The organism is Pseudomonas sihuiensis, assembly GCF_900106015.1.
GTDB lineage: Bacteria > Pseudomonadota > Gammaproteobacteria > Pseudomonadales > Pseudomonadaceae > Aquipseudomonas > Aquipseudomonas sihuiensis.
Genome location: NZ_LT629797.1, coordinates 2,305,665 through 2,324,487 on the forward strand (window position 1 = coordinate 2,305,665; position 18,823 = coordinate 2,324,487).

Here is an 18,823-nt window from a genome sequence, read left to right on the forward strand (position 1 = left end):
TGCGCATGGCGCACCCTACGGGATAGGCTCCTCATGTCACTGATCTCCCCCTGGCGCGCCGCTTTCCCCGGCATTCTCGCCCTCGAAGCCGAAGGCCAGACCTATCTGGACAGCGCCGCCACCGCACAGAAACCGCAGGCGGTGCTGGACGCCCTGCTCGGCTACCTGGCCAGCGGCGTGGCCAATGTGCATCGTGCCCAGCACCTGCCAGGTGAACGTGCCACCCGCGCCTTCGAGGCGACACGTAGCAAGGCCGCGCAGTGGCTGAATGCAGTCAGCAGCGAGGAGATCATCTTTACCCGCGGCAGTACCGAATCACTCAACCTGCTGGCCTACGGCCTGGAGCATCTGCTTCAGCCTGGTGAGCAAATCGTCATCAGCGCGCTGGAGCACCACGCCAATCTGCTGCCTTGGCAGCAACTGGCCAAGCGCCGCAATCTCGAGCTGGTGGTATTGCAGCTGGATCACACCGGCAGCATCGATCTGCAGCAAGCGGCTCGGCTGATCGGCCCGCGCACCCGCCTGCTGGCAGTCTCGCAGCTGTCCAACGTGCTTGGCCGCTGGCAACCGCTTGCCGAGCTGCTGGCCCTGGCACGCGCGCAAGGCGCATTCAGCGTGGTCGACGGTGCCCAGGGTGCGGTGCATGGTCGCCACAATCTGCAGGCGCTGGGCTGTGATTTCTACGTGTGCTCGTCACATAAGCTCTACGGCGCGGATGGCGTCGGCCTGCTGTATGGCCGCCGCGAAGCGTTGGGCAAATTGCAGCACTGGCAATTCGGCGGTGAGATGGTGCTCGATGCCGACTACCAGAGCGCGCGCTTTCGCCCTGCTCCATTGGGTTTCGAGGCCGGCACACCAGCGGTTTCAGCGGTCATAGCCCTGGGCGCAGCACTGGACTGGCTAAACGGGCTGGATCACACCGCCGTGGCACATCATGAAGCGGCCCTGCATGCCGAACTGCTGGCCGGCCTGCAAAGCCGCAACGGCGTGCGTCTGCTCGGCGAGCCGCAGTTGGCGCTGGCCAGTTTCTGCGTCGACGGCGTACATAACGCCGACCTGGCTCACCTGCTCAGCGAACAGGGCATCGCCGTGCGCGCCGGGCATCACTGCGCCATGCCGCTGATGAAAAGCCTGGGTCTGAGTGGTGCGATTCGCGTCTCGCTCGCTCTGTACAACGACGGCGAGGACCTGCGGCGATTCTTCAGCGCACTGGATAATGCTCTGGAGCTGCTGCAATGAAGATCGGCCAATGGTTCGTCGTAGGAGCGGCTTCAGCCGCGAATATTGGCACCCGGACCATCGCGGCTGAAACGGAATGCCGCCCAGCCGCTCCTACATGCTACGGGAGTCTCTCGCCATGAGCCTGTCAGTCGCCGCTCAGGAAGCACTGGAAGCCTTTGCCGCCTGCCCAGGCTGGGAACAGCGCGCGCGCCTGCTGATGCAATGGGGCGAACGTCTGGAGCCATTGAGCGAAACCGAGCGCGTCGACGAGCACCGCGTGCATGGCTGCGAGAGCCTGGTCTGGCTGATAGCCGAACAACGCGGCGAGCACCTGCACTTTCGCGCCAGCAGCGACGCCCGCCTACTGCGTGGCTTGCTGGCCGTGCTGCTGGCGCGTGTCGAAGGTCTGCCTCGCGCCGAGCTGGCCAGTGTCGATCTGGTCGACTGGTTCATCCAGTTGGGGTTGCAGAGACAACTGTCGCCATCACGCAGCAACGGCCTCAATGCCGTGCTGCAGCGTATGCGCGAGCTGGCTGGGACCTGAACACCGTAGTGTGGGTTAGGCGCCTGCTGGCGGTGGTGGTGAAGCCCGCAAGACATGCTGCGCCGTAACCTACCAATTGGTACAACGCAGGAACGGCGCCTGGTGGGTTACGCAGCGCACAACGATGGCGGTGTCTGATAGTGTGACGTTTGGCGCCGCTACCCCCCCTACGAAGACCACGAACGCTCTTCACCATTGCGACAGGGTCACGTCACTAGTCGCTCTTGCCCCGCTCGCGCAACGTCAGCCCCCGCAGAAAATTGCGCAGGATCTGATCGCCGCACTCGCGAAAGTGCTTGTGACCCGGCGCGCGGAACAGGGCGCCAAGCTCGGCCTTGGTCATCGGCAGGTCGACCGCTTGCAGAAGCGCCTGGATATCGTCGTCGCGCAGCTCGAAGGCCACGCGCAGCTTCTTCAGGATCAGGTTGTTACTCAGGCGTTTTTCCACCGGCAGGCGCGGCCGGCTATCGTCCTTGCCACGCTTGTAAAACACCAGACCTTCGAGCACGTGCGCCAGCAGCACATCGCTGCAGGAACGATAACCGGGCTCGTCCTCACGCAGCAGACAGGCCGAGATCAGGCCCGGTTCGACGGGATAATCCGCCAACCGGCATAGTTCTTCCAGCTTGCCATCGCTGACATCCAGCAAATAGCGCAAGCTGCGCAGTACATCGTTATTGAGCATGCAGAAAACTCTTGGAGGAAGGAGGTAGACAGATGCGGTTCAGTCCCGCACGGCCTGGGCCGAGGTGCTGGGTTTCCAGTCATCGGCGTTACCGGAATTAAGCGCCTGCTGTAGACGCTGCAGGTCACCACGCTGGGCAAAGTCACGCAGCCTGGCATTGAACACGCGCAACAGCTTGACGCTCTCAGGATCACCCTTGCGAAACAGCAAGCGCAGCGGCTCGGTATTCAACTGCCGCGGATGATGCACGATTTTACCGCCATCTTCCGGAAACAAACGATTCAACATGGCATAGCCGACAGCGCGGTCCTGTGGATGAAGGTCGATACGACCCAACTCCAGAAGACGAAAACTGGTGTCCTCCTTGCCATTTTGCTCGACGCTCAGGCGGCCGGCCTGCAACGCCTCGTCGAACGCAGGGCCGTAGGAGTAACCCAGCGTCGTGCCGATGTGATACTTCAACAAGTCCTCGACCGTGGTCCAGTCGAACGCCTGATCGCGACGATGGAACAGAACGATCTCCCCGCGCACCAGCGGGTCGCTACAAATGCCGTAATTGAGCCGACTGGGACTGCAGCTATAGGGCATGATCGCGTGCAACTGCCCCTGCTGCAGCATCAGTACGTTGCGGTCCCAGGGATGGAAGATGAATTCGACCTGGTAACCCGCTTCAGCGAACACTGCGCTGATCAGTCGCGCCAGAGCGCCACCATCACTGCGCTCCTGGTCGACATAGGGCGCCCAGTCGCCGGTGCCGATACGCAGCTTCTGTGGCTCGGCCTGAACGGGCCCAAGGGCTACCAGCAAAACAGGTAGCGTCAGGGAGGCGAGCATCCGTGCCCAGCGTCTTCTCAGCGAGACGCAAAAAAACAGGTACGACACAAATCACCTCTGATACGGATCATGTTCGACGTCTCCCTGTCGGCTACTGCAACCTCTCCCTTCGCCCAGCATAGTCAAACGCACCGCGCACGGGCGTTTCTCAGGTTTTCGATTGGCGCTCTGCCGGACGACGGGCGCCAGCCACCAGTTTGTCTACCAGCTTGGCCGCAGCGGCCATGCCGAAGCTGGCGGTGACCATCATCACCGCGCCGAAACCGCCCGCGCAGTCGAGCTTCACCCCTTCACCGACGAAGCCCTTGGCCTGACAGACCGTGCCATCCGGCTTGGGATAACGCAGCTGCTCGGTGGAGAACACGCAAGGGACGCTGTAGGTGCGACCCGGCGTACGCGAGAAGCCATAATCGCGGCGCAACAGGCTACGCACCTTGGCCGCCAGCGGGTCGTTGAAGGTCTTGTTCAGGTCGGTGACCTGAATCTGCGTAGGATCGACCTGCCCGCCCGCGCCGCCGGTGGTGACGATCTGGATCTTGCGCCGCTTGCACCAGGCGATCAGCGCCGCCTTGGCCGGCACGCTGTCGATGCAGTCGATCACCCCATCGAGCTGCTCGGTGATGTACTCGGCCATGGTTTCGCGGGTGACGAAATCCGCCACGGCGTGCACCACGCATGCCGGGTTGATGGCACGGATGCGCGCGGCCATCTCGTCGACCTTGGCCTTGCCCACCGCGCCTTCGATGGCGTGCACCTGGCGATTGGTGTTGGTGATGCAGACGTCGTCCAGGTCGAACAGGGAAATCTCGCCGACACCCGAGCGCGCCAGCGCCTCGGCCGCCCAGGAACCGACGCCGCCGATGCCGACTACCGCCACGTGCGCCGCTGCCAGTCGTTGATAGCCCTCCTGGCCGTAAAGCCGGGCTATGCCGCCGAATCGCTGATCGTCAGTACCCATCACACCCCCTGCAGGAAGGCGCGCATTATAGAGATAGCACCCTGCCCACCCAAGCCTGTCGAACAGGTCAGCCGTCGGCCCGTCGTATCGAGCTGCATTTACCGCGAATGCGCCGTGCGACGCGCCTTATGACCTGATCGCCAACGACTTTTGCTTTAAGATGGCCAGCCTTCACGCTAGCCGCCGTACCGGAGCCGCAATGACCGCCACCCTCACCCCGACCCTGGAACTCGCCTTCGACCTGATCCGCCGCCCGTCCGTGACCCCGGTCGACGAAGGTTGCCAGGAGCTGATGATGCGCCGCCTGGCCGCCTGCGGCTTCGAGGTGGAGCGCATGCGCATCGAAGAGGTGGAGAATTTCTGGGCCAAGCGCGGTGGCGACGGCCCGGTGCTGTGTTTCGCCGGCCACACCGATGTGGTGCCCACTGGCCCGCTGGACGCCTGGCAGTACCAGCCGTTCGACGTGCGCGTCGATGAAGACGGCATGCTCTGCGGCCGTGGCGCAGCGGATATGAAAGGCAGCCTGGCGAGCATGATCATCGCGGTGGAGCGCTTCGTCGCCGACTACCCGAACCACAAGGGCGCCATCACCTTCCTGATCACCAGCGACGAGGAAGGCCCGGCTCAGCATGGCACCAAGGCGGTGGTCGAGCGCCTGCGCGAGCGTAACGAGCGCCTGGACTGGTGCATCGTCGGCGAGCCGTCGAGCACCACCCTGCTCGGTGACGTGGTGAAGAACGGCCGTCGTGGCTCCCTCGGTTGCACACTCACCGTGTACGGCAAGCAAGGCCACGTGGCCTACCCGCACCTGGCGAAGAACCCGATTCACCTGGCCGCCCCGGCGCTGGCCGAACTGGCCGCCGAGCACTGGGATCACGGCAACGACTACTTCCCGCCGACCAGCTTCCAGGTGTCCAATCTCAACTCCGGCACTGGCGCCACCAACGTCATCCCCGGCGAGCTGAAAGCGGTGTTCAACTTCCGCTTCTCCACCGAATCCACCGTCGAGGAGCTGCAGCAGCGCGTCACCACCATTCTCGACAAGCACGGCCTGGACTACCACCTGGAGTGGGCGCTGTCCGGTCTGCCATTCCTTACCCAGCCGGGCGACCTGCTCGACGCAGTGGCCGCCAGCATCAAGAACGTCACCGGTCGTGACACCACGCCGTCCACCAGCGGCGGCACCTCCGACGGTCGCTTTATCGCCACCCTGGGCACTCAGGTGGTCGAGCTCGGCCCGGTCAACGCCACCATCCACCAGATCAACGAGCGCGTACTGGCCAGCGATCTGGACCTGCTTACCGAAGTCTATTACCGAACCCTGGTGAAACTGCTCGCATGAAAATCCATGAATATGCCTGCTGCGCACACCGATAGCTGCGTTGGGCGGTACTCGCTCCTCGCCTATCTATTCGATATGTCTCGTCGCTGTGTTCCGTCCGCCTTGCTCTCGGCGCGCTCGCGACGGCCTATTCACGGATTTTACGCATGCTGATCTGTCCCATCTGCCAAGCGCCGCTGATGCCCAGCGGCAACGGCCTGGCCTGCGAAAACCGGCACAGCTTCGACCGCGCGCGCCAGGGGTACTTCAACCTGCTGCCGGTGCAACACAAGAACAGCCGCGACCCCGGCGACAACGCCGCCATGGTCGAGGCGCGCCGGCGTTTTCTCGAAGGCGGCCACTACGCATCGCTGGCCGCACGCCTGGCCGCACTGGCTGCCGAGTACAAGCCGGCGCGCTGGCTGGATATCGGTTGTGGCGAGGGTTACTACACCGAACAGATCGCCCGTGGCCTGCCCGCCGCCGACGGTTATGCCCTGGACATCTCCCGCGAGGCGGTGAAGCGCGCGTGCAAACGTGCTGCGCAGCTGAGCTGGCTGGTGGCGAGCATGGCCCGTGTGCCATTGGCCGATGCCAGTTGCGACCTACTGGCCAGCGTCTTCAGCCCGCTGGACTGGGCCGAGGCCAAGCGTCTGCTCGCACCCGGCGGCGGCTTGCTGCGCATGGGCCCGACCCGCGTGCACCTGATGGAACTGCGGCAGAAGCTGTACGACGAAGTACGCGACTACGACGACGAGAAGCACCTGGCGCTGATTCCGCCCGGCATGCACCTGGCCCACAGCGAAACCCTCGAATTCCCGCTGCACCTGGCCGATGCTCAGGCTCGCGCCGACCTGCTGGCCATGACCCCGCACGGCTGGCGCGCCAGTGCCGAGCGCCGCGAAGCGGTAATTGCCGAGCCCTTCGATGTCACCGTTTCAATCCGCTACGATTGGATCGTCAAAACCCAGAGCCCACGCTCTCAGGACTGAAAGCCATGCGCCAACCCGATATCGAGATCTACCTGAAAGACGCCGAACGCGATGCCGTGGCGCAATGGCTGGGCGAAGCTCTCGGCCCATGCAGCGACTGGCAGCAAAAGGGCCAGACCTTCAAATGCAAGGCCGGTGACGTGCCGGTGACCTGGCTGCCGAAAGCCGTGGGCAAATGGCACAGCCTGTACCTGGAAAGCGATGCCACCCCCTGGGACGACGACCTGGCCTGTGCCCGCGCCGCCCATGCCGCACTCGGCGTGCAGGTGCGCTGCGCGCCCGGCACCTGGGTGGAAGACGAGAGCGATGAAGAAGCCGATCGCTGGATCAAGGTCGATGCCGATGGCGAAACCGAGATCGTTTGGCGTACAGATCAATAGCGGCCGCTTGGCGCAAGCGCCAAATCTGTAGGAGCGGCGCCCCGCCGCGAATCAGGACGACAAAGCTTCGCCCCGGGGCGGGGCTCCTACGCAAAGCTGCGTGGGGTCATTATCTTCGCCCGTAGCCCGGATGAAATCCGGGGATCAGCGCATTTCCCGGATTTCATCCGGGCTACAGTGTTCTTCACCTTCGCGGCCCGAACAGACCACAAAGAACAAGCCCGGTCATCGACGGGAACGCTGTTCACTTAAGCGACGGTCGGACGCGTTCAGTCCCCTCGCCCCTCTGAGGAGAGGGTTAGGGCGGGCAGCGCTCGCAGAGGTTGGAGCCAGCAGGCAGTTTCGCGATGTTCTCGGCCCTCTCCCCCAGTCCCTCTCCCATTTATGGGAGAGGGGCGTTCCGAGCAACCCGCCACGTCTTTCGGCGGGTTTCACCCGCCCTACGAAATAAAACGCCACAAACAACAAGGCCCGTCATCGACGGGCCTTGTTGTATTTCGAGCTGGAGCTCAGACCGCGGAGACGTCTTCCGCCTGCAGGCCTTTCTGGCCCTGGGTCACACCGAACTCGACCTTCTGGCCTTCGACCAGGGTGCGGTGGCCGTCGCCACGAATGGCGCGGTAGTGAACGAATACGTCCGGGCCGCTTTCGCGCTGAATAAACCCGTAACCCTTGGAATCATTGAACCATTTGACGGTTCCCGTCTCACGATCTGCCATTACCAACCTCTCCAAACTCGCTATGTTTTTATTGTCCCGAAGGCGCTTTGACGGCTCGGTAAAAACGCTCTTCTCAGCGTTCGCCACCCCCGGCAATCGAGCATGGAGCAGGTCAAGCGATTCGCGTTCTTGCTGCAGTCGAAGGCCGAGTATAAAGCATGGATTGTGACTGAAAAGCACTTTCTCAAAACCGCCACGAACCCAGAAGATATGCGGGTTACAGCTCGTTTTATGGGCTTTTGACTAACAGATCGCGCAACTTCTTCGCCAGCCGCTGCACCTGATCAGGCTCCAGTCGATATGCCCAGTCACTGCGCGCACTCACCTCTGCGGCGTTGAAACCTTCACGCTCGCCAAGCACCAACCAATACTGCTCACCCTGCTTGTACAACGCTCCTTCGAGCTTTTCCTCGGCAAAACCACTGAGGCTGAACTGCAGCACCGGCGCCTGCTTGAAACCTATCTGCGAAAGCGGCGCAGCATCAGCGAACTGCAGGTTGGAGAAGACCAGTGCGACACCATTGGCCGCACCCTCGAAGCTGAGTTTCTGCTCCTTGCGCAGCTCTGCGACAGCGAAGTTGTACTGCTGGGCATCGGCACGCGTCAGGGTAAGTTTCTCGCCATCGGCGTAGCGCAGCTCAAGGCGCGCGATGCGCGTGAAGGGAATGTCGGTGACACGTCGATCCAGCCAGTCCAGCTCACGCGTCGGCACCTGCAACTGCTGATCGATCAGCCAGACCTGATTCTCGCCGGCACGACGCACCAGTTGCCCACTGCCTTGCTGAGACGGATTACCCAAGCGCAGCCCCAGGTCGGGATGGCCGTCGAAGTGCAGCTTCAGACGCAGCGCCTGCTCATCAGCCGCCCCCTCCTCGGCCAGTCCCAAACGAGCATGCCACTGCGGGTTGGCAGTCTTGGCCTCCTGCGTGCGCGCCTCACGCAATGCCCGCAGCAGTTCGGCCAGCGCTTGCGGCGCCGCCGGATAGTCGGCCTTCGCCGGCACCACCCAACCATCTTCACGCCGCTCGATGCGTACCGAGGGCTGCCCCGGCGCCTCGATCTCCAGCGCCTGCAGCGTATTCAGATAGCCCTGTTCGGCTGCCAGCCAGGGCGCCGACTCGACTTGCGCCGTGCTCTGCTGCTGGCCGCGCTGCACGGCCAGGTAACCCAGCACGCACAGCAGCACGATGATGATCAATGCGATCAGACCTTTACGTCCCATGATCTCCTCACAAGTGAATGACTATGCGCGTGGATATCGCGTTTTACATCCACCGCAGCGGTGGATCGGTAAAGCGTGATCCACCCTGCGCTTGGTTCGCGGCGACGGTCGCGGCTAAAGCCCCTCCTACAAGCGATAACCCTCACGCGCGACGACGGCGCCGCCACAGCCACAACGCCAACACGCCCAGGGTCAGCAGCGCCGGCACCAGGGCGATATTAATGATCTTCAGCGTGCGGCCCAGCGCCTCGATATCGGCATTGAGCTGGTAGCGCACCTCGCGCAGCTCCTTGCGAATCTCCAGCTTCTGCTGGATGAAGCGCTGCAACGCGCCCTGCTGCTCAGGCGTGAGCTCCGGGTTTGGATCGTCGCTTTGCTGTAGCGCCGCCAGTTGCTGCTCGGTTTCGGCCAGGCGTGCCTGCAGTGCCTGCTCCTTGTCACGGAAACGCTGTTCGGCGGCGCGCTGCAGCTCCTCGACCACCACGAACGGCCGACTGAAACGGCCACGCGAACGCACGCTGATCAGCGCCTCGGAGCCGGTCAGGTTGTCCAGCGCGTTGATGGTGAAGCTGCCGTTGTCCGCCCAGGGCTGCGGCATGCGCTGGCCGAAGAAGTCCTGCACCTGCACCCACATGCGGTCGCTGAGAATGTCGGTATCGGCCACGGCGATGACGTTGATGGTGTCCGCCTGCTTGAGGCCGTCCTTGCGTCCTTCGATGCCATCGGGGAAGGCGCTCTGCGCCGGGCCATCGATGCGCGCGGCGATGGTGTAGCGCTCGCCGGTCGGCTCCAGTTCGCGGATCAGCTCCTCGGGGTTGCTGAGCATGGCGAAACGCTGGGCGTCGAAGGGCATGGCGTATTCGGAACTCTGCATCAGCGGGGTAAAGCGCGTCTTCGCCCCCTCCACCGGTTCGAGAATGCCAGCCGTGGCAACGGTGACGCTCTCCAGCCCAGCCGTGGCGATATCGGTCTGATCCAGCGCCTTGCGCGGCAGGCTCAGCCAGGCAGCGTGACGCACCGGACGCTGGCCCTGACCACGGTTGACCGACATGGCGTAGGAGCCATCGCCAAGCACCTTGTCCGGCACCATGCGCAAGCCCCAGGCCTTGAACAGAGGCTCGATATCGGACGCCTTGTCCACCGCCATCTCACCCGGCATATCGCCGGTATCAGCCTCGGCGTAAGGGTCGACGAATACCATCAGCTTGCCGCCGCGCAGCACGAACTGGTCGATGGCGTACAGGGTCTGCTCGGGCAGGTTCTTCGGATGCACCAGCCAGAGCATCGAGACGTTCTCGGGAATCTGATCGACATCGGCCTTGAGCTGCTCGATCTGAAACAACTGGCGCACCTGCTCCAGCACCATCCACGGCGGCGTCGGCTGCCGCGCCATCATGTCGAAGCCGCCGGTCATCGGCAGCCCGGAGAGCACGCCAACCACCGGCAGTTCCGGCTTGGCCAGGGTCTGCACCAGGCGGCTCAGCTCGTATTCCAGATGCTCCTCCTGATCCAGAGCGAAGAACGGGATCACCTGGGTGTCATCCAGGCCGTTGGTGCCGGCCAGGCCGAAGTAGATCGAGTCGCCGCCCTGCTGCAGCGGGATGCCCTGCAGGCCGAATTCGGCAGCCTTGTCCTCGTCCTCGGAGAACGGCTCGGGGTCGATGACGTGCAGGCGGATCTTGCCGCCGGCCTGACGCTGATAGGCCTTGAGCATCTCCTCCACACGCTGCGCGTAGGTGCGCAGCGCCGGCAGGTCCTTGGCCACCTTGTCCGAGTAGAAGAAGTACAGGTTGATCGGCTCGTCCAGCTCGCCAAGGATCTGCTTGGTGCCATCGGAGATGGTGTAGAGCTTCTGCTCGGTCAGGTCCAGGCGGGCACCGCCCAGGCCCAGGCCGGCCAGCAGGTTGAAGGCGAGAAAGGCCACCGCGATCAGCAGCAGCCCGGCGCCGGAATAGATCAGCTTTTTCATGGGCGCGTTCCTTCAGTCAGCTTTCTTCAGATCGATGACCACGGCGGTGGCGGTCAGCCAGGCGGCGATCAGCGAGAGGAAATACAGCAGGTCGCGCAGATCGATCACGCCCTTGCTGATGGCATCGAAGCGCACCAGGAAGCTCAGCGAGGCGATGGCGTCCACCAGCCACTGCGGCGCCCAGGCGAAGGCGTCGAGCACCATGGGAAAGCCGCTGACGATGAACAGGAAGCAGGCGCTGACCGCCAGGATGAAGGCGATCACCTGATTCTTGCTCAGCGCCGACATGCACGAGCCGATGGCCAGATACGCGCCGGCCAGCAGCCAGCTACCGATATAGCCGGTGACGATGGCGCCGTTGTCCGGCTCGCCCAGGTAGTTGACCGTGATGACCATCGGGAAGGTCAGCAGCAGCGCGATGCCGGCGAACACCCAGGCCGCCAGGAACTTGCCGGTGACCGCCTCGAAGCGGGTGATCGGCAGGGTCATCAAGAGCTCGATGGAGCCGGACTTGCGCTCCTCCGCCCACAGGCGCATGGCAATGGCCGGCACTAGGAACAGATAGAGCCAGGGGTGGAAGTTGAAGAAGGCGGAAAGATTGGCCTGGCCGCCCTCGAAGAAGCCGCCCAGGTAGAAGGTGAACACCCCGGACAGCACCAGGAAGATGACGATGAACACATAGGCCAGCGGCGTGGCGAAATAGCTCGCCAGCTCGCGCTTGAAGATCACGGGCAACTGGGTCATGGCTGCTCTCCCCGGGTCAGCGTGCGGAACACTTCATCCAGGCGGCCGCGTTCCACGTTGAGTTCCTTGACCTTCCAGCCGCGTTCGGCAATCAGCGCATTGACCTGCGGGAAGATCACCTCGCCCGGCTGCGCCAGCACGCTCAGGCTGTGTTCGCGGGCGTTTTCCTCGACACCGGCGACACCCGGCAGCGCCGCAAGAGCTGCCTGATCCAGTGCCTCATCGGCCACCAGCGTCACCGCCTGGTGATAGCGCGAGCGGCTTTCCAGCTCCAGCGGCGTGCCATCGGCCAGCAAGCGGCCCTGGGCGATCACCACCGCGCGGGTGCACAGCGCCGTGACCTCTTCGAGGATGTGGGTGGAAATGATCACGATCTTGTCGCGCGCCAGGCCCTGAATGAGCTGGCGCACCTGGTGCTTCTGGTTCGGGTCGAGGCCATCGGTGGGCTCGTCGAGGATCAGCACGCGCGGGTCATGCAGGATCGCCTGGGCCAGGCCGACGCGGCGCTTGAAGCCCTTGGACAGCGTCTCGATGCTCTGCTCCAGCACCTTTTCCAGCTCCACCTGCTCCACCGCGCGCTGCACGCGCAGCGTCTTCTCGGCACCGCGAAAACCGCGCACCTCGGCAATAAAGTCGAGAAAACCGCGCACCGTCATATCGCCATAGCAAGGCGCGCCTTCCGGCAGATAACCGATCTGCCGCTGGGCTTCGAGGGTCTGGGTCTGGATATCGCAACCGAGGATGCTCGCCGTGCCGGAGGTCGGCGCGAGAAAGCCGGTGAGCATCTTCATGGTGGTGGATTTGCCGGCCCCGTTGGGGCCGAGAAAGCCCAGCACTTCCCCTGGCTGGACCTGGAACGACAAGTCATCGACTGCCGTGTGCTGCGCAAAACGCTTGGTCAGGTTTCTTATATCGATCATGGCCTCTCACCGTCGCGAATGGCCTGCGCTCAGCGAAACCATCGCGAGAGCGCAGGCCGCAAGAACGCCGGGCACGAAAAACCACCGGCCCGGACGTGGGCAAGACCGTAGCAAAACTGAAAAGTTCAGTCAGCAGGCCGCAACAAGTGGTAAATGGAATATGTGCTCAGCGATCCAGAGGGCTCAACACCGCCAGGCCACCTCGGTTGAGCACATGGGTGTAGATCTGCGTGGTTCTGATGTCCGCATGACCGAGCAACTCTTGCACGGTGCGAATATCCTGGCCTGCTTCCAGAAGATGCGTGGCAAAGGAATGACGCAACGAATGTGGCGTCGCATGCTTGATCAAGCCAGCACGCCGCGCCGCCTCACGCACCGCCCTCTGGATGGTTTTCTCATGCAGGTGATGGCGATAAATGCCGTACCCGCGTGGATCCTGAGAGCGATTGCCAGACGGGAAAACGAACTGCCATCCCCACTCCTTCGCCGCATTCGGATACTTGCGCGCCAGCGCGAACGGCAAATTAGCTTCGCCAAAGCCTTCGGCCAGATCGCCCTGATGCAGGCGCTGCACCTTGTTCAAATGTTGCCGTAACGGCTCGACGACACGCATTGGCAGCATGGTTACCCGATCTTTCTGGCCCTTACCATCACGCACGATGATTTCTCGCCGGGTAAAGTCGACATCCTTGACTCGTAGCCGAAGCGCCTCAAGCAATCGCAATCCAGCACCATAGAGCAGATTCGCAACGATCCAGCTATCGCCCTGCAGTTGGGCCAACAGGGCATCGACCTCACTACGGGTAAGCACCACCGGCAAATGCTTGGGTTTCTTCGCCCGTACGACCCCCTGCAACCAAGGCAAATCCAGCTTGAGCACTTCCTTGTAGAGGAATAGCAGAGCGGCCAAAGCCTGGTTCTGTGTCGAGGCAGACACGTCGCGCTTAACCGCAAGATGGGTCAGAAAAGCCTCGATCTCCGCCGCGCCCATCTCTGCCGGATGCCGATAGTGGTGAAAGCGGATGTAGCGCTTTACCCATTCGGCATAGACAGCTTCGGTACGGATGGAATAGTTTCTGACTCGAATTTGCTGGCGCAGTTGATCCAGCAGCTTGGGCTTGCCGTCATCCATGTCGCGTTTCTCCCTGGGTGCTGTCGCGCTTGCCGCGACAACCTTCAAGCTAGACAAGGACTTGCAAGACGACAAGGAAGATTATGCGACAGCTGTCTCGTGGAAACGCGACATGAATGTCGTCTAATTAATAGTTGGGCGTCACGATGGTGAAAGTTCACGTCACCAAATTGGCTGCGGCGCAACGGCAATCGCGACTGACCAGCTGATGCGGTAACTCAAACAGGTGGGCGCTTTCAGCACTTTCCGCCCGTCGGCTTCTTTCGGTAGCGCAGCGGCGTCTCCCCGTACCAGCCCCGGAAGGCGCGGCTGAACGCGCTTTGTTCCGAATAGCCAAGCATCAGCGCAATCTCGCTCAGCGACAAGGCCGGGTCGGCCAGGTACTGTTTGGCCAGTTGCTGGCGCAGCTCATCCAGCATGCCCTTGTAGGTTCTGTCACGTTGCCGCAGGGCGCGGTACAGCGAACGAACCGGTGTTTGCTGCTGCCGCGACAGCCACTGCATGCTCAGCGCGCCCTCCTCCAGCCCCCGCATCATGGCGCGCTGGAATTCGATCAGGAACGCATCGGGGTGGGCCAGGCTTTCCAGCATCGCGGCTGCCTGCTGATCCAGCAGCTGACGCAAATGCGCGTCCTGGCTGTTGATCGGCAAGCCCAGATCCGCAAGCCGGATGGTAATGGCCAGGGTGTCACCGCCAAAATGCACCCGGCAGCCCAGTGCTCGCTCGTGGATTGTCCGGTTTGCGGTCGCCGGCCTGGGGAATTCGATCTGCACCGGCCGAACCCGGTGTGGTGATACCAGGGTATCCAGCACGGTCAGCATGCCGGACACCAGCACATCATTCGACGCATCGGTCGAGGGGCCTTTATCGCCGGCCCAGCCCAGATGCAGATGGGGGCCGTCCGCGCGCAGCCAGACAAAGGACAGATTCTGCAGCAGGGCCTGATAATGCTGCATGCGCTGCAAGGCCTCACCCAGCGTCGCGCAGGAGGCCGCCAGATAGCCGAGCACGCCAGCGTCCTGCAACCTGGCGTGACGACCGACGCGCAGGCCGACCAGGGGATCGCCGCTGGTCTCGGCCAGTTGCTCCAGCAGTTCCCACCACTGCTCGATGGGGATGCGCTCGGCCCGGGTCGCCGCATTCAGCTTGTACTGCAACGGCGCGCAGGCAACACCCTCCGCCTCCATGAAGCGGGTCAGGATGTGGGCGATCCTCGCGAAAACCAGAACGCTGTGACTCATTGCCGAAACTCTTGGCACGCCATGTCAAAAAATAGTAGGCGACTGTCAAGACCATAACCAGTCAAAAGCACAAAATCCTCGCCATCCCACCTCTGAAGCAAGTGGTAACAGGTACGAGGAAACCCTTATGGAAACAGTATTTCAGCCGGTCGTAGCAGCCATGACGGCCCTGTTCGGTCGCCCGCCCACCATGAACGAGATGATTCTGATCCCGATGATCCCCGTCTTCGGCAGTGCATTCCTGTTCGAATGGCTGTATTTCCGCCGCAAAACTGGCAGCTGGAACACCGGGCAGGGGCAGCCATTCTGGACGCGCGAGGTGCTGGCGAATTTCTCGCTCGGCGTGGGCTACTACGTATCCGGCGGCCTGATGAACCTGCTGTTCGTTGCCGCCCTGTTCACGGTGGTCTGGGACCACCGTTTCTATACCATCCCGATCAACGTCGGCACCATCATCCTGGCCTTCTTCGTCCAGGAGCTGTGCTACTACTGGTATCACCGCACCGCCCATCGCGTGCGCTGGTTCTGGACCCAGCACGTCTCGCACCACACCGGCGAGATCATGAACATGTCGACCGCCGCGCGGCAGAGCATCCTGAACGGCATCGTCGGCACCTGGATGTTCTATGTGCCGGCCGTCCTGGCGGGCTTCACCCCGGAGCTGATGCTCGGCCTGCTCGGCGCCAACCTCGCCTTCCAGTGGTTCGTGCACACCGAATCGGTGCCCAGGTTGCACCCCTGGGTCGAATGGTGGATCAACACGCCCTCCAACCACCGCGTGCACCACGGGCGCAACGCGCAGTACATCGACAAGAACTACGGCGGCGTGATCATGCTGTATGACCACTTGTTCGGCAGCTACGAGCCCGAGCAGGAAAAAGTGGAATACGGCACCCCGCGGCAGATCAAGAGCCACAACTGGTGGGTGTTGAACACGCACGAGTTCGTTGACATGTTTCGCGACGCGATGGCGCCCGGGCCGATCGGTGAGCGGCTGAAGCACTTCTGGAAGCCGCCGGCCTGGCAACGCGAGGGCCACCAGCCCATCCATACCTGGACCGTCGAACGGCATGATGAAGTGATGGTTCGATGAAAACCGCGGCCAAGGTTTTTCTGATCCTCAACGCCGTCGCGTTCATGTTCATCGGCATCAACACGACGCTGGATCCGGGGGCGGCCATGGCCGCCCTGGATCTTTCGCCCCGGACCGTGACGGCATCCAACGAGATCCGCTCCATCTACGGCGGCATGCATTTCAGCTTCGGCTGCATGATGCTGGCGGGTGCGCTGATCTCCGGCCTGACGCGCCATGCACTGTGGTTTTGTGCCGCCTTTCTCGGCGGCCTGGTGGCCGGGCGAGTCTCCAGCCTGCTGCTGGATGGGCAACCCAACACGCTGGCCAACCAGCTACTGGTGTTTGAAAGCCTGGCCCTCATCGCGGCGGCCTTCCTGCAGCACGGCGTCCGCTTGCGCCTTGCTGGCGGTAATGCGTGAGACAAAGGTCGGCGCCTGGCATAGTGAAACGCAGTGTGCTGGGGCGCGTTGCTGCCCAACAAATCGTTGGAGAGGGACTTTTGCTACACAGGCTGCGCCTGCTTCGCAAAAGCCCCTCAACTCAGGCGTTAGATGCGCCGGGGCGAATAATCGGAGTACACATGGAAGTAACGTTGAGCAGCAGCCATTCTCAGGGTCTTTGGTCAGCAACTATTCTGCCCGGCATACCAACGCCATCGCGGCCAATGAAAAGCAGCGCAGCCTTAATGCTCAGCGCCCCGCTCCAGAATCCATGCGGCACAAATCCATTACCGATGATGCCCGTGAAAGTCGGCGCCGCACCCAAGTGCAGCGGTCAGATCCAAAATCCATGCGGGCAACATCCAATACCGCTGGTTTCTGCTTTTCAGAACCGCGTTGCCACGACTACAGTGTCCGGCGGGCCAGTTCTAACAAATGGTTCAAATCGCTCGCTTCGCTCGCTGGGACGGGCTAAAGCCCGCCCCTTAACCAAACGTTAGGCGCAAGGAGGAATCGTGACTGAAACTAAGAAAATGGTAGACAAATTTGTCCGCGGCTTGGGCGGGCAGAGATACCGAGAAATTTTTGAAGTCCTCGAATCCAGTGACCTTCGCCCACTGGGCAAATCAAACACTGAAACATTGCTATTTCAACTACAAGGGGCTGATAGTGAAATGCTAGATATTTTTGCGTTTCGTTTGGGGCCGCCGCCAGTAATTTCGTTTCCAAAATCATATTGGCTAGTTCGCGCCAGTGAACTAAGTAGTCATCTATCCAATTTTTCTTTCTCGGAAAAGCCAGCCATAACAGGGCCGATCTCTGACTCACAGTATTCAGCAGGCCAGGTTGAAATTAACCGTTCTACTCATGAGAGAATTATTGAGGTTTGCAAGCGTGTCTGTGCTTCCCTGCAATAAGCGCCTAACAAATGGTTCAAACCGCTCGCTTCGCTCACTGGGACGGGCTAAAGCCCAATGTCATCAACTTTGGGAATTATCCATAAATATCATATAATTAGCGCTCAAATCAGTGCATGGGAGAAGCCCTTTTGACTACCTATACCGCATCGCTTGACACCGCCAGCCAAACCCTGGTTTGAAAGTTGTACAAAAAATAACCAGCCCGCTCGATTGTCCCGCCTTCATCGCCGCCCACCGCCAGAATCCTCAAGACTTTACCCGCCGACGCCAGCTCACCTTCAAGAACCTCGTCCTGTTCCTGCTCAATCAGCCGCGCACGGCCCTGCAAACCGAACTCGATCAGTTCTATCGCGTACTCAATCAGGCGTCGACTGAGACGCAAATGGTCACTGCGCAGGCCTTCTGCAAAGCGCGCAAAAAGCTCAACCCCGAGGTATTTGAAAGTCTCAATCGCCTCCTGCAGCAACAAATTGACTGCTTCGGGCTGCGCCAGAAGTGGCTTGGGCTGAGAGTGCTCGCGGTGGATGGCTCGACCGTGCATTTACCCCTGGAGTCGACCATGGCGACCTTCTTTGGCAGTCACTCTGGCTTTCCCATGGCTCGCTTGTCCACACTCTACGAAGTCGCTGACGGTCAAACCTTGCATAGCCTGATCGTGCCCCTGACCGTCGGCGAGCGCGACTGTGCCCATCTGCACCTTGAGCACCTGCCGGCTGACAGCCTGACGCTGTTTGACCGTGGTTACCCTGGGCACTGGTTATTCGCGCTGTTCGCGCAGCAACAGCGGCACTTTCTGATGCGCCTGCCCTGTGGCTATAACGCCCAGGTCAAAGCGTTTCTACACTCTGGCCAAGTTGAAGACACACAGCTTTTCGTGGCCAACCATCCTGAAGCACGTCTGTTCTGCTCCGAGGCTGGCGTTGATCCTGCCAGCCAGATCGAGCTGAGACTGATCCGGGTCGAGTTGGCCAACGGCGAAAGCGAGGTATTGCTGACCTCGCTGCTGGATCGAGAAGCCTTTCCCGCTGAGGTGTTTGCCGAGCTTTACCACCGCCGCTGGGGCATCGAAACCGACTTCCGTCGCCTCAAACAAACCCTGACGCTGGACAACTTCAGCGGCCGCAGCGTGACCGCTGTAAAGCAGGACTTTCATGCCGCTCAACTGTTGAAGAACCTGGCGCTGTTGATGCAGCACCTGCTACAGCCGGTCATCGAACAGCGCCACAAAGGTCGCAAGCTGCGATGGAAAGTCAACTTCACCCAAGGCGTGTCACGGCTCAAAAATACCCTGGTCGAGCTGCTGGTGCGGCACTGTGCTCAGGGGCTGAGCAATGTGCTGGCCTTGATGGCTAAAAGCCTCAGTGCCGTACGCTCAGGCCGTAGCTTTGCGCGCCAACGCAAACGCGCAGCCAGCCGAGGTTGTGAGGGCTACAAACCGACGCGCTGAAGAAACACCACCGCCCAACCTCCGTGCAAAAAAAGCTGGCCACAAGCGGTCGGCATAGG

Annotated in this window: 19 protein-coding genes; 9 read left to right on the forward strand and 10 right to left on the reverse strand. The window is 61.8% G+C overall.

The features are described from left to right. Window positions 1–33: 33 nt before the first annotated feature. Both BLT86_RS10870 and BLT86_RS10875 read left to right on the forward strand, forming a co-directional pair. Window positions 34–1,239: an aminotransferase class V-fold PLP-dependent enzyme gene (locus tag BLT86_RS10870; RefSeq protein WP_092376612.1), complete on the forward strand. Its 1,206-nt coding sequence runs from the start codon at window positions 34–36 to the stop codon at window positions 1,237–1,239. 118 nt (window positions 1,240–1,357) lie between these two features. Continuing rightward, window positions 1,358–1,765 carry a SufE family protein gene (locus BLT86_RS10875; RefSeq protein WP_017674798.1) on the forward strand — a complete coding sequence of 136 codons (408 nt, stop codon included), beginning with the start codon at window positions 1,358–1,360 and terminating at the stop codon, window positions 1,763–1,765. 214 nt (window positions 1,766–1,979) lie between these two features. Here the strand turns inward: BLT86_RS10875 and BLT86_RS10880 are convergent, their stop codons facing one another. The 3 genes from BLT86_RS10880 to tcdA all read right to left on the reverse strand — a co-directional run bounded on the left by BLT86_RS10880 (window position 1,980) and on the right by tcdA (window position 4,242). After that, window positions 1,980–2,450 carry a YehS family protein gene (locus tag BLT86_RS10880; protein ID WP_059391330.1) on the reverse strand — a complete coding sequence of 157 codons (471 nt, stop codon included), beginning with the start codon at window positions 2,448–2,450 and terminating at the stop codon, window positions 1,980–1,982. Between the two features lie 39 nt (window positions 2,451–2,489). Next, window positions 2,490–3,284, reverse strand: a complete 795-nt coding sequence (locus BLT86_RS10885; protein ID WP_026088367.1) for a substrate-binding periplasmic protein — start codon at window positions 3,282–3,284, stop codon at window positions 2,490–2,492. A gap of 148 nt (window positions 3,285–3,432) precedes the next feature. Next, the gene (gene tcdA / locus BLT86_RS10890) at window positions 3,433–4,242 is read right to left on the reverse strand and encodes a tRNA cyclic N6-threonylcarbamoyladenosine(37) synthase TcdA (protein WP_017674801.1); all 810 of its coding nucleotides are present in this window, start codon (window positions 4,240–4,242) and stop codon (window positions 3,433–3,435) included. A 199-nt stretch (window positions 4,243–4,441) separates the two neighbouring features. Between tcdA and dapE the strand changes: the two genes are divergently transcribed. The 3 genes from dapE to BLT86_RS10905 all read left to right on the forward strand — a co-directional run bounded on the left by dapE (window position 4,442) and on the right by BLT86_RS10905 (window position 6,935). Then, complete coding sequence (dapE, locus tag BLT86_RS10895; protein ID WP_017674802.1) at window positions 4,442–5,584, forward strand: succinyl-diaminopimelate desuccinylase; 1,143 nt, start codon at window positions 4,442–4,444, stop codon at window positions 5,582–5,584. 146 nt (window positions 5,585–5,730) lie between these two features. After that, window positions 5,731–6,555, forward strand: coding sequence for a putative RNA methyltransferase (locus BLT86_RS10900; protein WP_017674803.1), 825 nt, complete (start codon window positions 5,731–5,733; stop codon window positions 6,553–6,555). Between the two features lie 5 nt (window positions 6,556–6,560). After that, a complete protein-coding gene (locus tag BLT86_RS10905) occupies window positions 6,561–6,935 on the forward strand; it encodes a hypothetical protein (RefSeq protein ID WP_017674804.1) in 375 nt (124 codons plus the stop codon). Window positions 6,936–7,444: 509 nt separating this feature from the next. Here the strand turns inward: BLT86_RS10905 and BLT86_RS10910 are convergent. The 7 genes from BLT86_RS10910 to BLT86_RS10940 form a co-directional block, all read right to left on the reverse strand. After that, complete coding sequence (locus BLT86_RS10910; RefSeq protein WP_004423973.1) at window positions 7,445–7,654, reverse strand: cold-shock protein; 210 nt, start codon at window positions 7,652–7,654, stop codon at window positions 7,445–7,447. Between the two features lie 229 nt (window positions 7,655–7,883). Continuing rightward, window positions 7,884–8,876, reverse strand: a complete 993-nt coding sequence (locus BLT86_RS10915) for a DUF4340 domain-containing protein (RefSeq protein WP_004423970.1) — start codon at window positions 8,874–8,876, stop codon at window positions 7,884–7,886. 142 nt (window positions 8,877–9,018) lie between these two features. Further along, window positions 9,019–10,845: a GldG family protein gene (locus BLT86_RS10920; protein ID WP_092376615.1), complete on the reverse strand. Its 1,827-nt coding sequence runs from the start codon at window positions 10,843–10,845 to the stop codon at window positions 9,019–9,021. A gap of 12 nt (window positions 10,846–10,857) precedes the next feature. Then, complete coding sequence (locus tag BLT86_RS10925) at window positions 10,858–11,589, reverse strand: ABC transporter permease subunit (protein ID WP_012019199.1); 732 nt, start codon at window positions 11,587–11,589, stop codon at window positions 10,858–10,860. Then, window positions 11,586–12,509, reverse strand: coding sequence for an ABC transporter ATP-binding protein (locus BLT86_RS10930; protein WP_092376618.1), 924 nt, complete (start codon window positions 12,507–12,509; stop codon window positions 11,586–11,588). Before BLT86_RS10930 ends, BLT86_RS10925 begins: the two co-directional genes overlap by 4 nt. 166 nt (window positions 12,510–12,675) lie before the next feature. Beyond that, window positions 12,676–13,641, reverse strand: a complete 966-nt coding sequence (locus tag BLT86_RS10935; protein WP_092376621.1) for an integron integrase — start codon at window positions 13,639–13,641, stop codon at window positions 12,676–12,678. A gap of 236 nt (window positions 13,642–13,877) precedes the next feature. Continuing rightward, the gene (locus BLT86_RS10940; RefSeq protein ID WP_167377321.1) at window positions 13,878–14,798 is read right to left on the reverse strand and encodes an AraC family transcriptional regulator; all 921 of its coding nucleotides are present in this window, start codon (window positions 14,796–14,798) and stop codon (window positions 13,878–13,880) included. A 211-nt stretch (window positions 14,799–15,009) separates the two neighbouring features. On the opposite strand from BLT86_RS10940, the gene BLT86_RS10945 reads away from it, so the two are divergent. From BLT86_RS10945 to BLT86_RS10960, 4 genes are all read left to right on the forward strand, one after another. Further along, window positions 15,010–15,975, forward strand: a complete 966-nt coding sequence (locus BLT86_RS10945) for a sterol desaturase family protein (RefSeq protein ID WP_092376627.1) — start codon at window positions 15,010–15,012, stop codon at window positions 15,973–15,975. Further along, on the forward strand, window positions 15,972–16,376 hold the full coding sequence (locus BLT86_RS10950; RefSeq protein WP_092376631.1) for a DUF4345 domain-containing protein: 405 nt from the start codon (window positions 15,972–15,974) through the stop codon (window positions 16,374–16,376). The genes BLT86_RS10945 and BLT86_RS10950 overlap by 4 nt, the downstream gene beginning before the upstream one ends. Window positions 16,377–16,912: 536 nt before the next feature. Then, window positions 16,913–17,314 carry a hypothetical protein gene (locus BLT86_RS25770; protein ID WP_157719674.1) on the forward strand — a complete coding sequence of 134 codons (402 nt, stop codon included), beginning with the start codon at window positions 16,913–16,915 and terminating at the stop codon, window positions 17,312–17,314. Between the two features lie 178 nt (window positions 17,315–17,492). After that, on the forward strand, window positions 17,493–18,764 hold the full coding sequence (locus tag BLT86_RS10960; RefSeq protein WP_157719675.1) for an IS4-like element ISPa1635 family transposase: 1,272 nt from the start codon (window positions 17,493–17,495) through the stop codon (window positions 18,762–18,764). Window positions 18,765–18,823: the final 59 nt, after the last annotated feature.

Excerpts from the sequence above, each read along its gene's own strand:
- BLT86_RS10870 (WP_092376612.1), top strand. The coding sequence starts at position 34 with ATGTCACTGATCTCCCCCTGGCGCGCCGCTTTCCCCGGCATTCTCGCC.
- BLT86_RS10875 (WP_017674798.1), top strand. The coding sequence starts at position 1,358 with ATGAGCCTGTCAGTCGCCGCTCAGGAAGCACTGGAAGCCTTTGCCGCC.
- BLT86_RS10880 (WP_059391330.1), bottom strand. The coding sequence starts at position 2,450 with ATGCTCAATAACGATGTACTGCGCAGCTTGCGCTATTTGCTGGATGTC.
- BLT86_RS10885 (WP_026088367.1), bottom strand. The coding sequence starts at position 3,284 with ATGCTCGCCTCCCTGACGCTACCTGTTTTGCTGGTAGCCCTTGGGCCC.
- tcdA (WP_017674801.1), bottom strand. The coding sequence starts at position 4,242 with ATGGGTACTGACGATCAGCGATTCGGCGGCATAGCCCGGCTTTACGGC.
- dapE (WP_017674802.1), top strand. The coding sequence starts at position 4,442 with ATGACCGCCACCCTCACCCCGACCCTGGAACTCGCCTTCGACCTGATC.
- BLT86_RS10900 (WP_017674803.1), top strand. The coding sequence starts at position 5,731 with ATGCTGATCTGTCCCATCTGCCAAGCGCCGCTGATGCCCAGCGGCAAC.
- BLT86_RS10905 (WP_017674804.1), top strand. The coding sequence starts at position 6,561 with ATGCGCCAACCCGATATCGAGATCTACCTGAAAGACGCCGAACGCGAT.
- BLT86_RS10910 (WP_004423973.1), bottom strand. The coding sequence starts at position 7,654 with ATGGCAGATCGTGAGACGGGAACCGTCAAATGGTTCAATGATTCCAAG.
- BLT86_RS10915 (WP_004423970.1), bottom strand. The coding sequence starts at position 8,876 with ATGGGACGTAAAGGTCTGATCGCATTGATCATCATCGTGCTGCTGTGC.
- BLT86_RS10920 (WP_092376615.1), bottom strand. The coding sequence starts at position 10,845 with ATGAAAAAGCTGATCTATTCCGGCGCCGGGCTGCTGCTGATCGCGGTG.
- BLT86_RS10925 (WP_012019199.1), bottom strand. The coding sequence starts at position 11,589 with ATGACCCAGTTGCCCGTGATCTTCAAGCGCGAGCTGGCGAGCTATTTC.
- BLT86_RS10930 (WP_092376618.1), bottom strand. The coding sequence starts at position 12,509 with ATGATCGATATAAGAAACCTGACCAAGCGTTTTGCGCAGCACACGGCA.
- BLT86_RS10935 (WP_092376621.1), bottom strand. The coding sequence starts at position 13,641 with ATGGATGACGGCAAGCCCAAGCTGCTGGATCAACTGCGCCAGCAAATT.
- BLT86_RS10945 (WP_092376627.1), top strand. The coding sequence starts at position 15,010 with ATGGAAACAGTATTTCAGCCGGTCGTAGCAGCCATGACGGCCCTGTTC.
- BLT86_RS10950 (WP_092376631.1), top strand. The coding sequence starts at position 15,972 with ATGAAAACCGCGGCCAAGGTTTTTCTGATCCTCAACGCCGTCGCGTTC.